Genomic DNA, 12,003 nt, shown 5'->3' on the forward strand with positions numbered 1-12,003 from the left:
AAGCGGATCAACGCGGTGCTGCTGACCTGCGGGACGTACGACGCCGCGGGCGAGTTCGCTCACGGCGGTCCGGCCCACCCCGGTCGCGCATCCGGCCGCCCCGGTCGCGTGTCCGGCCCAACTCGGTCGCGTGCCCGGGACGTTCGGACGTCCGACGTGCACAGCGCGACAAGGCGTCCGGCGCCGCGTCAGCGCCGGGCGGCGGCCCGGTCGGAGGCGCCCGCGGAGCCGGCGGCCGCCAGCGCGATCACCGCGAGCAGCAGCAGGACGGCCCGGCCACCGGACCGATGGCCCGCCAGGTGGACGCCCAGCACCGGCAGCGCGGTCCCCAGCGCCGTACCGAGGCTGCGCACCGTGTTCACCATGCCGCCGCCGACCGCCGAACTCTCCGCCGGGATCGCCCGCATCACCAGCGCGTTGTTGGCGGGCAGCAGCAACCCGAGCCCGAACCCCATCACCAGCAGGGCCGGTACGGCGGTGCCCGCCCCGATCGGGAGCAGCGCCATCGCACCCAGGCCCGCGGCCGCACCGAGCGCTCCCACCCGGCACCGAGTGGCGTCCGTGCACCCGCGCGGCAGCAGCAGGCCGCCGAAAGTGGCGGCGACCGCGAATGCACCCGGCAGCGCGGTGATCACCAGGCCCGCCGTGGTCGCCGGCGCACCGGCGCCGGCCAGCATCACCGGGCCGAGCACCAGCGGACAGAACAGCAGCAGGTACCCCACCAGGGCGAGCACCAGACCGGCCCTGATGCCGGGAGTGTTGACCAGCCCCGGGGCGATGATCGGACGGTCGGCTCGCTGCTCCTGGCGCACCAGGGCCACCGAGAGCACCGCCGAGGCGGCCAGCAGCACCAGCACCGCCCAGCCGGGCAACGGAAGCCCGGAAGCGGTCGACAGCGCGAGCAGCAGGGTGGCGGACGCACCGGCGAGCAGCAGCAGCCCCGCCAGGTCGAACCGCCCCTCCTCCACCGCCACCGCCACCGCCACCGCCGCATGCGGCTCCGCGGCGCACGGCGGTACGGGCACAGGTACGGGTACGGGCGCCGGTCCGGGCACCGGCGCGGGCGCCCGTACGGGAGTGGCGGCGGACGCCGTCGGGCGGGTGCGCGGCAGCAGGAACCAGCCGGCCAGGATGCCGAACAGACCGATCGGCACGTTGATCCAGAAGGCCCACCGCCAGGAGGCATGGGTCACCAGCAGGCCGCCCAGCGTCGGGCCGAGCGCCAGGCCGAGCGCCTGCGCGGCAGCCTGGATGCCGAGCGCGGCCCGCATCGCGTGCGCCGGCACCCCTCGGGCGACCAGCGCGACACTGTTGGCCTGCATCATCGCGCCGCCGACCGCCTGGACCGCGCGGCAGAGCACCAGCAGACCGAGGCCGCCGCACAGGCCCGCGGCCAGAGAGGCGAGCGCGAAGACCGCGAACCCGCCGAGGTAGACGGTCTTCCGGCCGACCACGTCGGAGAGCCTGCCGACCGGAGCGAGCAGGGCGACCAGGACCAGCAGGTACGCGAGCGCCGCCCACTCGACCTCGGCCAGGCCGGCGTGGAAGCTCGCCTGCAGCGCCGGGAACACCAGGGCGGTGATGCTTGCGGTGAGCTGCCCGAGGAACGCGCCGACGCAGACCGTACCGACGGCGAGCCAGTGCGCGTGCGGCCAGGCGGCAACCGCCCGGGGGCGGGGCCGCTCGGCGAGCAGCGGACTGGCGAGCAGGCGGCGGGCGAGAGCAGGGGTGGACACCCGGCCAATATATCGCCCGCAGAGATAATCTTGAGCAGAGACGTTCCGGCAACGATCAGATCTGATGTCGAGTAGATCCGTCACCGAGTAGACCTCATGCCGAGCAGATCAGGCGTCGAACGGATCGAGTGTCGAACGGATCGGGCACCAAGCGGATCGGCTCCGGAGCTGGTCAGCGGCCGACCGGACGGCGGCGACCGGATACGCTGTCCGCCATGCCGCCGCAGCCTACGCCAGTTCCGCCGCCGTCCGAACCCTCGGTACCGGGGTCCTCCGCCCTGGAGGAGTCGGCCCGGCTGGCCCGCGCGCAGCGGCTGACCGATGTGATCACCCGGCTCCGCCGCGCGCTGCGCAGCAGTATCCGGACGGACTACCCGTGGGAGTCGCTCCCGATGGCGCAGGTGGAGCTGTTGCAGACGCTCGCCGCCGCGCCGCTGCGGGTGGGTGAGCTGGCGGAGCGGCAGCGGCTGGCGCCGAACACCGTCAGCGGGCTGATCGGGAAGCTGCTGGACGCCGGTTTCGTGGACCGCCAGGCCGATCCGGGTGACCGCCGGACCGCCCGGATCGCGCTGACCGAGGCCGGCCACCGGCAGTTGCACGACTGGCGGCAGGCCCACGAGCGCCGCCTCGCCGACGCACTGGAGAGCCTCTCCCCCGAGAACCGGGACGCCGTCATGCTGGCCCTGCCCGGGCTGGAGCAGCTCGCCCGTTCCCTCACCAGCGGCGGCGGAAGCAGCACCGGCGGCAGCAGCGCCACGGTGACCGGGTCCGGCAGCATCACCGGCACCGGCTGACGGCACCGGTAACGGTCCCGGCCCCGCAGGCGGGACCCGAAGCCGGATCAGACCGGATCAGAACAGGGCCGCGCCGCGCTCGAGTTCCAGCAGCAGCCGCTTGTTGTCCGTCCCGGCGGCGAAGCCGGTCAGTGCGCCGTTCGCGCCGAGCACCCGGTGGCACGGGCGGATCACCAGCAGCGGGTTGGCACCGACCGCGCCACCGACCGCCCGCACCGCGCGCGGCGACTGCCCGGCCGCGTCGGCCAGCCAGCCGTAGGTGACGGTGGTGCCGTACGGGATGTCGTCGAGCGCGGTCCAGATCCGCTGCCGGAACTCGGTGCCGACCGGGGCGAGCGGGAGGTCGAAGGTGGTCAGCTCGCCCGCGAAGTACGCGGTGAGCTGTTCCACGGCGGGGGCCAAGGCGTCCGCGTCCGGCACCCAGCCGTCGGCCGGTTCGGTCTGCGCGCCCTTCTGACCGGGGGCGGTGACCGCGGTGAGCGCCAGCGGGCCATCGTCCTGGTACACGCCGCTCAGCAGAAGTTGCCCGAGCGGGCTGTCCATGGTCGTGAACGCCGTTGTCATGCCTTCTCCTCAGTTGTGCTGTCCACGAGAGTTGTGCTGTCCACGAGTCGTGCTGCCACCCTGGTCAGGCCACCCGGCACGGCCCCCGGCCCGGTAACCTGCCCGGTGACCTGCCCGGCCGCCGGTACGGTGACCTGCCCGTCGGCCGGCCCGCCGGCCACCACCCAGAGCCGGTGCACGGCGTACGAGCGCCAGGGCGCCCAGGCCGGTGCGGCCGCCTGGGCCGCCTTCGGGTCGCCCGGCAGGCCGAGGCGGAGCAGGCCGTGGCGTACGCCCGCGTCCGTCGGCAGGAAGACGTCGGGGTCGGCCAGCGCCCGCATCCGCAGGTAGCCGACCGTCCAGGGGCCGATGCCCGGCAGCGCGAGCAGTTCGGCGGCGGCCTGCTCGCGGTCCACCCCGCCGTCGAGCCGGACCGCGCCCCCGGCGAGGGCCGCGCACAGGCCGCGCAGGGCCCGGCGCCGGGATTCCGGCATCGCGAGGTGTTCGGGGGCCGCCTCGGCGAGCGCCGCGGCGGTCGGGAAGAGCAGCCGCAGTCCGCCGCTCGGCTGCGGCAGCGCCTCCCCGTACTGCTCGGTCAGCCGTCCGGCGAGCGTACGGGCGGCGGCGACGGTGATCTGCTGGCCGAGCACGGCCCGGACGGCGAGTTCGTGCGGGTCGACGTGGCCGGGTGAGCGGATGCCGGGGCGGGCCCGGACCGAGGCCCCGAAGGCCGGGTCGGCGCCGAGCTGGCCGTCGACGGTGTCGGGGTCGGCGTCGAGGTCGAACAGGGCCCGGAGCCGGTGCACGGCCGTGGTGAGGTCGCGCAGGTCGGCCAGGACCAGCCGGCAGTCCAGCCACCCGCGGGTCGGCGGGTCGTCCGGGCGGAGCCCGTCGACCTCGGCGATGCCGTGGCCGTAGGGGAGGGCCAGGGTGCGGCGGTAGGTGCGCGCCCCGGGCACGGCCGCGGGGACGACCTCCTCCACCCCGGGGACGGCGCGCAGCGCCAGGAAGTCGATCAGGTGCGCGCTGTCGAGCGCGCCGCGGTAGGCGAGCCGCAGGCTGATGGTGCCGGGTGTGCCGCCGCCGCGGCGGCCGGCCGCGACCTCGGTGCGCAGGCCGCTCGGGGTGCGGTCGTACACCTCGCGGACGGTGTCGTTGAACTGCCGGACGGAGGCGAAGCCGGCGGCGAACGCGACTTCGGTGACCGGGAGTTCGGTGGTCTGCAGGAGCAGCCGGGCGGTCTGGGCACGCTGGGCGCGGGCGAGGGCCAGCGGCCCGGCGCCGAGTTCGGCGGTGAGCTGGCGCTGGAGTTGGCGGGCGCTGTAGCCGAGCCGGCCGGCCAGGCCGGCCACGCCTTCGCGGTCGACGACGCCGTCGCCGATCAGGCGCATCGCGCGGCCGACCAGGTCCGCCCGGTGGTTCCACTCGGGCGAGCCCGGGACGGAGTCCGGGCGGCAGCGGCGGCAGGCCCGGTAGCCCGCGCCCTGGGCGGCTGCGGCGGTGGGGTAGAAGGAGCAGTTCACCCGCTTCGGGGTGACCGCCGGGCAGCTCGGCCGGCAGTAGATGCCGGTGGTCCGGACGGCCGTGAAGAACACCCCGTCGAAGCGGGCGTCGCGGCTGTCCACCGCCCGGTACCTGGTCTCGTCGTCGATCACGCTCTCCAGTCTGCGGCATCCGCGGAGCCTCGACCGGCGGGTTTCGGACACGGCGGTCGGGCCCGGGTCGACCCCCACCCTGGGAGCGCTCTCAGCCGCTGGACCGACCCGATAGGCTCAGCGGGGAACAGTCCGCGAGAGGAGCACACCGTGGCCGAACTACCGGAGCAGCAGCCGCCGGGCAGGGTCACCGCCGGCCTCGCGCGGCCGACCCTGGAGTCGGTGGCCGAGCGGGCCGGAGTCTCCCGGGCGACCGCTTCGAGGGTGGTCAACGGCGGGGCCGGGGTGCGCGAGGAGCTGCGGGAGAAGGTCCGGCAGGCCGTCGATGAGCTCGGGTACGTGCCCAATCTGGCCGCCCGCACCCTCGTGACCCGCCGCAACCAGGCCATCGCGGTGGTCGTCGCCGAGCCGGAGAGCCGGATCTTCTCCGATCCGTTCTTCGCCCAGCACCTGCGCGGCATCGGCCGCGAGCTGTCGGCGGCCGACAACCAGATGGTGCTGCTGATGATCGAAGAGCAGCGCGACTACGACCGGGTCGGCCGCTACCTGGCCGGCGGGCACGTCGACGGGGTGCTGCTGTTCTCGCTGCACCACTCCGATCCGCTGCCGCAGATCGCCCGGCGGGTCGGCCTTCCGTTCGTGGTCGGCGGCCGGCCCGGCTGGCCGGGCGCCGAGTCGGACCGGGAGCTGGTGTACGTGGACAGCGACAACCGGGGCGGGGCCAGGCTCGCCGTCCAGCACCTGCGCGAGCTCGGCCGCAGCCGGATCGCGACCATCACCGGCCCGCTCGACCAGACCTCGTCGGTGGACCGCCTGGACGGCTACCGCGATCTGCTGCCCGACGGCGACCCCGGACTGATCGCCGAGGGGGACTTCACGCCGGACGGCGGCGGCCGGGCGATGGCCGAGCTGCTGGCCCGGCGGCCCGACCTGGACGCGGTGTTCGCCGCCTCGGACTCGATGGCCTCGGGCGCAATGCGGGTGCTCCGCGAGGCCGGCCGCCGGGTGCCGCAGGACGTCGCGGTGGTCGGCTTCGACGACGTGGAGTCGATCGCCGCGTGGACGGAGCCGCCGCTGACCACCGTCCGGCAGGACATCGAGGAGATGGGGCGGCTGATGGCGCGGCTGCTGCTGCGGCACCTGTCCGGCGAGGGCGGACCGGCGGTCGGCCGGGGTGCGGCCCCCACCTCGGTGATCACCCCGACCCGGCTGGTACGGCGCGGTTCGGCCTGAGCGGGTGGCCCGAGCAGGCCGACCCGCACCTGCTTGAACGAAGTGTTCAACATAATCCGTTGACAACAGGCCGGGCCCGGAGGAGGGTCGATCCATGACCTCCGACGACCCCTTCGCACTGCCCGACGCCCATCAGGCCCGGGCCGAGCGCACCGCCGCCGCCCTGTTCCGGATCGCCGAGCGGCATGCCGCCACCGAGGAGCAGCGCCGCCGTCAGGCCAACGCCCACCTGCCCTCCCCGCACGAGGCCGCCAGGCTGGTGTCACTGCTGCTCAGCGGCACCGCGCTGCCCGACCCCGATGAGCCGGAGGTGGACCGGGCCGACATCGTCGCCGCGCTGACCCTGCTGCCGCAGGCCCGTGCCGAGCTGGAGGAGCTGGAGGAGGGGCTGATCACGATGGCCCGCGGCCGCGGCTTCACCTGGCAGGAGGTCGCGTTCGGGCTCGGCCTCGGCACCCCGCAGGCCGCCCGGCAGCGCCACGAACGGCTCTCCGGGCGCACCGGCGAGAGCGGTTAGCCCGGCGCCGTGCCCGGCAGGAGTTCAGTGCGTGGCAGCAGGGGTGGCCGCGGCGCCGTCGGTACCGACCGTGACGGCGTCGGCCCGGCCCAGGTTGACGCCGAAGAGGTAGACGGTGTCCGAGGCCGGGTGGAAGTAGAGCTCGGCGTGGTCGGCGCGCACCAGCTGTTCGTCGAGCGCCGCACTGTGCACCCAGCCGCCCCCGGCGGGCGCGTACGGCGCGAGGGCGGCCGGGACGGCGGCTCCGAGGTGCTCCCCGGCCCGCAGCTCCACGGGCCTGAGCGTCCCGGCTTCGGTGGCGGTGGCGGTCAGCGCGGCCACCGCGCCGGGGCGCAGCTGGACGAACCCGCGCAGGAAGTAATCGGTCGGCCCGGGGAGCCGGGAGCTGCCACCCGGTGACTCCTCCTGCCAGTGCAGCGCGACGATCTCGCCGAGCCTCGGGAGGGCCTCGGCCAGTGGCCCGGTGTCGGTCTCGACCTCGGAGGCCCGCCACCGGTCCGTACTCGGCGAGGGCCGGGACGGCGCCGGGCCGTCATGGCCGGTACCGCAGCCCGCGACGGCCGCCACCGCCAGTACGGCGGCACCCGCCGCACCGGCCGCTCTCCCCCACCGCACAGCCGCCCCCTCGCGCTCATGGCCGCCCCGCCGGCGTGGATTATTCGCAGCGCCACGGCGGTGAACATCCTACCGTCGGGCCATGACTGATGATCCGTACGCCGGCCTGCCCAAGTCCGAGTTCGCCTTCCCGGGGCCGCTCCGGGACGCCCTGGTGGCCGCTGTGCTGAGCGGCGCCAAGACCAGCACCACCGGCCTGCTGGCCGAGTACCGCAAGCTCGGCGAGGAGTTGCCCGCCCCTGGCGACCGGCAGGCGGTGGTCGACTCGGACGACCGGCCGGTGGCCGTGATCGAGGTGACCGGGGTACGGGTGGTCCCGCTCGGCGAGGTCGGCCTGCAGCACGCGCTGGACGAGGGCGAGGGGTACCGGACGGTGGCCGAGTGGCGGGCGACCCACGAGGGGTTCTGGCGCAGTCCGGAGCTGCTGGAGGTCCTGGAGGAACCGGAGTTCACGGTGGACGACTCCACCGAGGTGGTGCTGGAACGCTTCCGGGTGGTCGTGGCACCGGGCCGCTAACAAGGGCGTGGCACCGGGCCGCTGAGCAAGGGTGCGGCAGTAGGCGGAACGCGGGCGGGGGGGGGGGGGCCCCGCCCGGCCCCCCGCCGCCGCGGCGGCCCCGCCCCACCCCGCCCCGTCCACCGGCGCGGCCGCCACCGGGACCTCGGCGGCCCCGTTCACCGAGCCCCCGTTCGCGGCCGCCTGCACCTGGCACCGCTTCGGCGAGGGCGAACAGCCGCCGCTGTGGCTGCTGTTCGTGAACCCGCTCTGCGTGGAGTACAGCAAACGCGACATCACCTTCGACAACGGCGGCGCCCTGCGCTTCCTGCTCGCCGAGCCGGCCCGGTTCGCGGTCGCCCTGAGCACCTGCCGCTACTACCAGCGCGACCACTGGAGTGTGCAGTCCACCACCGGGGCCACCCCCTACGTGGCCTGGGACGGCCAGTACTGGTGGGACCGCAGCGCCCGGCGGGCCGGCGCCCGGCTGACCGGCTTCCGGGTCGACGGCCGGACCGTGGGCATCGGCGACGCGGTCGCCGCCCTGCGGGCCGGCGGCTTCGCCGACCTCGCCGACCTGCTCGACGACTACGGCCGGAGCCCCGGCGAGAGCGGGGCGAGCGTCCCGCTCCCGTTCGACCTGCGCTGCGCACTGGCCGGGTGAACCGTGACGCCACCGGAGTTCGACCGGCGGGCCGTGCTCAAGGCCCTGACCGCCACCCTCACGATCCTCGCCGCCGGCCGCTTCACGCCCGCGGCCGCGGCCGAGCACACCGCCGACACCGCCGCCGCCTCGGCGAGCTGGACCGTCCAGACCCTCGAAGCCTTCGCCGACACCCTGATCCCGGGCGAGCGCCGCCACCCCGGGGACCTCCCGATCGCCGGAGCGGTCACCGGCCCCGGGGCGGTCCAGGCCGGCGCCGTCGACGTCCTCACCTCCCCCGAACTGCCCCTGGCCCCACTGCTGCCCGCCATCGGCGCCCTGCTCGACACCCGGGCCGCCGCCTACGCGCTGACCCACCTCCTACTGCTGCCGCCGACCTCCCCCGCCTTCGTCGGCCTGCCGTTCAAACACCGGACGGCCCTGGTCGGCGGCCTCTTCGACCCCGGCGACCTGGACCGGCAGATCTGGCAGGTGCTCAGCCTGATGGTCGGCCTGGCCTTCGACACCGCCGCCCACCTCGACACCCGGCAGGCCCTGGCCGGCCACCACCCCGGCCTGGCCTGGCTGGGCTTCCCCGCCCCGGACGCCGACGGGCTGTGGCGCTTCCCGCAGTACTCCTACGGCCGCGCCCTCGCCGACCTGCACCCCGCCACCACCGCCTCGGGGAGCCCGGCATGACCGCCCCCGAGACCACCGACGTCCTGGTCATCGGCAGCGGGTTCGGCGGCGCCATCCCCGCCTACCACCTCGCCGCGGGCGGCGCCCGGGTCACCGTCCTGGAACGCGGACCACGGCTGGCGGCCGCCGACTTCACCCACTCGCTGCGCCTCGGCACGTACAACCGGATCGTCGACGTCATCCAGGGCGACGGCGTCAGCGTGGTCGCCGCGAACTGCGTGGGCGGCGGCAGCGTGGTCTACTTCGCCGCGTCGCTGCGCGCCCCGGCCTTCGCCTTCGAACGCCGGGGCGGCCTCGGCCGGCGGATCTGGCCCGCCGCACTCACCCGGGCGAACCTGGACCCCTGGTACGACCGGGTCGAGGAGTCACTGCCCGTCACCCGCACCGACTGGCCGGACGTCTCGTACGCCGGCGGGGTGCTGGCCGCCGCCTGCCGCCGGGCCGGACGCACCTGCAACCCGGTGCCGCTGGCCGTCGACACCGGCCGGTGCACCAACTGCAACTGGATGCTGTCCGGCTGCCGCTTCGACGCCAAGCGCTCCCTGCTGCTGAACTACCTGCCCGGCGCGGAGGCCCACGGCGCCACCGTCCGACCGCTGCACGAGGTCCAGCTGCTCACCCCGTCGACGGTCACCGGGTACCGGTACGCCGCCGCCTACACCGTCCTCGACCCCGGGGACTACGGCTGCACCGCGCAGGGCGGGGTGATCCACGCGAAGGTCGTGGTGCTGGCCGCCGGGACCGTCGGCACCCCGGTCATCCTCCAGCGTTCCGCGCTGGCGCTGGGCGGCATCCCGTCCGCGGTCGGCCGGTACTTCTCCGGCAACGGGGACCGGGTCAGCGTCGCCGACGTGGACGAGGGGAAGGCCCGGTCCCTGCTGGGCCTGTCCCGGCCGGACGGCACCGCCTACCAGGGCCTGCCGATCGGACGCCCGATCACCGCGGCCAGCTTCGACCACCTGGACCCCACCGCCCCCGAGTACAGCCGGTTCACCCTCCAGCAGATCTACTTCCCGCCGCTGACCAACCTGCTCGCCCAGGCCGCCGGCCCGCCGCCCTGGTTCGGCACCGCCAAACGGGAGCTGCGGGCCCGGTGGCGCTCCTGGCTCACCCTGCTGGCCATGACCGAGGACGACAACGAAGGGACCTTCGGGCCGCCCCCGCTCACCGGGAGCGCCACCCGGCTCGCGCCCGGGCTGGGCCTCGGCACCATGAGCTACCACCCCACCGCCCGGACCCGCACCGCCTGGCAGCGGGCCGACGGGGCGCTGCGCGAGATCCTGGAGAAGGACGGCCTGGCCCAGGTCCGCCCGTGGTCCGAGGACGTGGCAGCGACGGTCACCGCCCACCCGATCGGCTCGGCCCGCCTCGGCGACGACCCGGCCACCAGCGCGCTCACCGACACCCACGAACTGCGCGGCCACCCCGGGCTGTTCGTCACCGACGGCGCCGCGGTGCCCGCCGCGCTGACCGTCAACCCCTCGCTCACCATCGCCGCCCTCGCCGAACGCTCCGCCCCGGCCGTCACCGCCCGCGCCCGGCAGGCCGGCGTCCCCGTCACCTACGGCGCCCCGCCACCGGGCCGCTGACCGCAGGCCCCTCGCACCTGGAAAAGCAGTGGCGCGGGCGCGCGCCGCGCGGGCACGATGGCCCGCATGTACCCGTACGCCATCGCCGAGTTCCCCGCAGCCGCGGGCGCGATGGCTGCTGCCCTGGCACTCGCAGCCGCATTCGACGGCGCACGACGCTGACCTTCCCCGGGAAGTCCCGGGACCTCGGACGGGGAAGGTCGGCCCGTCACTGAGGTCCCGTCACCGTGCTGACGATTCCAGGAAGAAGAAGATCCGTCATGGCCAAGCAGGCCTTCGTACGCACCAAGCCGCACCTCAACATCGGCACCATGGGTCACGTCGACCACGGCAAGACCACCCTCACCGCCGCCATCACCAAGGTCCTCGCCGAGCGCGGCGGCGGCACGTTCGTCCCGTTCGACCGGATCGACCGCGCCCCGGAGGAGGCCGCCCGCGGCATCACCATCAACATCTCGCACGTCGAGTACGAGACCGCGACCCGCCACTACGCGCACGTCGACATGCCCGGCCACGCCGACTTCGTGAAGAACATGATCACCGGTGCCGCCCAGCTCGACGGCGCGATCCTGGTGGTCTCCGCGCAGGACGGCGTGATGCCGCAGACCGCCGAGCACGTCCTGCTGGCCCGTCAGGTCGGCGTCGAGCACATCGTCGTCGCGCTCAACAAGGCCGACGGCGGCGACCCGGAGCTGCTCGAACTGGTCGAGCTGGAGGTCCGCGAACTGCTCACCGCGCAGGGCTACGACGGCGCCGGGCTGCCGGTCGTCCGGGTGTCCGGGCTGCGGGCGCTGGAGGGCGACCCGCGGTGGTCGGCGGCGCTGCTGGAACTGCTGGACGCGGTGGACGCGTACGTCCCCACGCCGGTGCGCTACACCGACGTGCCGTTCCTGCTGCCGGTCGAGAACGTGCTCACCATCACCGGCCGCGGCACGGTCGTGACGGGCGCGGTCGAGCGCGGCCGGGTCCGGCTGGGCGACCGGGTGGAGGTGCTCGGGTACGACGCCGACCTGGTGTCCGTGGTCACCGGGGTCGAGACCTTCGGCCGCACGATGGAGTCGGCGGAGGCCGGCGACAACGTGGCACTGCTGCTGCGCGGCGTCCAGCGCGGGCAGATCCGCCGGGGGCAGGTCGTCACCGCGCTCGGCACCGGATCGGTGCACACCCGCTTCACCGCCCGGGTGCACCTGCTGCCGGCGGCCCAGGGCGGCCGGCGGACGCCCGTCACCAGCGGCTACCGCCCGCAGTTCTACCTGCGCACCGGCGACGTGGTCGGCGACCTGGAGCTGCCGGACGGCGGGCCCGCCCGGCCGGGCGAGACCGTCGACGCGACGGTCACGCTGGGCCGTCCCGTCCCGCTGGAGCCGGGACTCGGCTTCGCCGTCCGCGAGGGCGGCCGGACCGTCGCGGCGGGCACGGTGCTGACGGTCGGCGAGTAGCCCGGCCCGGGCTGCGCACCCCGGCACGCCGGATCCCCGGCGGT

At 75.2% G+C, this 12,003-nt stretch carries 12 protein-coding genes; 8 read left to right on the plus strand and 4 right to left on the minus strand.

Going from position 1 to position 12,003, the window contains the following annotated elements; genetic code table 11:
- Nucleotides 1-188: 188 nt before the first annotated feature.
- Nucleotides 189-1,736 (minus strand): MFS transporter, encoded by a 1,548-nt coding sequence (locus AB0D08_RS22780; RefSeq protein WP_359891130.1) that lies wholly within the window; start codon nt 1,734-1,736, stop codon nt 189-191.
- Between the two features lie 215 nt (nt 1,737-1,951).
- On the opposite strand from AB0D08_RS22780, the gene AB0D08_RS22785 reads away from it, so the two are divergent.
- Nucleotides 1,952-2,530, plus strand: a complete 579-nt coding sequence (locus tag AB0D08_RS22785) for a MarR family transcriptional regulator (protein ID WP_082526555.1) — start codon at nt 1,952-1,954, stop codon at nt 2,528-2,530.
- A gap of 57 nt (nt 2,531-2,587) precedes the next feature.
- Here the strand turns inward: AB0D08_RS22785 and AB0D08_RS22790 are convergent, their stop codons facing one another.
- Together AB0D08_RS22790 and AB0D08_RS22795 are read right to left on the minus strand one after the other, a co-directional pair.
- Nucleotides 2,588-3,094: a methylated-DNA--[protein]-cysteine S-methyltransferase gene (locus AB0D08_RS22790; protein ID WP_359891133.1), complete on the minus strand. Its 507-nt coding sequence runs from the start codon at nt 3,092-3,094 to the stop codon at nt 2,588-2,590.
- On the minus strand, nt 3,091-4,728 hold the full coding sequence (locus AB0D08_RS22795; protein ID WP_082526556.1) for an AlkA N-terminal domain-containing protein: 1,638 nt from the start codon (nt 4,726-4,728) through the stop codon (nt 3,091-3,093). The genes AB0D08_RS22790 and AB0D08_RS22795 overlap by 4 nt, the downstream gene beginning before the upstream one ends.
- Before the next feature lie 150 nt (nt 4,729-4,878).
- Here AB0D08_RS22795 and AB0D08_RS22800 point away from each other — a divergent pair, with 150 nt between their 5' ends.
- Together AB0D08_RS22800 and AB0D08_RS22805 are read left to right on the plus strand one after the other, a co-directional pair.
- Nucleotides 4,879-5,961, plus strand: coding sequence for a LacI family DNA-binding transcriptional regulator (locus AB0D08_RS22800; protein WP_359891136.1), 1,083 nt, complete (start codon nt 4,879-4,881; stop codon nt 5,959-5,961).
- A 94-nt stretch (nt 5,962-6,055) separates the two neighbouring features.
- The gene (locus tag AB0D08_RS22805; protein ID WP_033820684.1) at nt 6,056-6,478 is read left to right on the plus strand and encodes a hypothetical protein; all 423 of its coding nucleotides are present in this window, start codon (nt 6,056-6,058) and stop codon (nt 6,476-6,478) included.
- Between the two features lie 24 nt (nt 6,479-6,502).
- Here the strand turns inward: AB0D08_RS22805 and AB0D08_RS22810 are convergent, their stop codons facing one another.
- Entirely contained in the window at nt 6,503-7,093 is a 591-nt protein-coding gene (locus AB0D08_RS22810) for a hypothetical protein (protein ID WP_149038166.1), read from the minus strand.
- 82 nt (nt 7,094-7,175) lie between these two features.
- Here AB0D08_RS22810 and AB0D08_RS22815 point away from each other — a divergent pair, with 82 nt between their 5' ends.
- The 5 genes from AB0D08_RS22815 to tuf all read left to right on the plus strand — a co-directional run bounded on the left by AB0D08_RS22815 (nt 7,176) and on the right by tuf (nt 11,959).
- Nucleotides 7,176-7,610 (plus strand): ASCH domain-containing protein, encoded by a 435-nt coding sequence (locus AB0D08_RS22815; protein ID WP_051812518.1) that lies wholly within the window; start codon nt 7,176-7,178, stop codon nt 7,608-7,610.
- A gap of 253 nt (nt 7,611-7,863) precedes the next feature.
- Nucleotides 7,864-8,253 (plus strand): hypothetical protein, encoded by a 390-nt coding sequence (locus AB0D08_RS22820; protein ID WP_359891140.1) that lies wholly within the window; start codon nt 7,864-7,866, stop codon nt 8,251-8,253.
- 3 nt (nt 8,254-8,256) lie between these two features.
- A complete protein-coding gene (locus AB0D08_RS22825; protein ID WP_359891142.1) occupies nt 8,257-8,931 on the plus strand; it encodes a DUF5987 family protein in 675 nt (224 codons plus the stop codon).
- Nucleotides 8,928-10,520, plus strand: coding sequence for a GMC family oxidoreductase (locus tag AB0D08_RS22830; RefSeq protein WP_033824049.1), 1,593 nt, complete (start codon nt 8,928-8,930; stop codon nt 10,518-10,520). The genes AB0D08_RS22825 and AB0D08_RS22830 overlap by 4 nt, the downstream gene beginning before the upstream one ends.
- Nucleotides 10,521-10,780: 260 nt before the next feature.
- A complete protein-coding gene (tuf, locus tag AB0D08_RS22835) occupies nt 10,781-11,959 on the plus strand; it encodes an elongation factor Tu (RefSeq protein WP_033824050.1) in 1,179 nt (392 codons plus the stop codon).
- Nucleotides 11,960-12,003: the final 44 nt, after the last annotated feature.

Source organism: Kitasatospora sp. NPDC048540 (genome assembly GCF_040651175.1).
In the GTDB taxonomy this organism is placed as follows: domain Bacteria; phylum Actinomycetota; class Actinomycetes; order Streptomycetales; family Streptomycetaceae; genus Kitasatospora.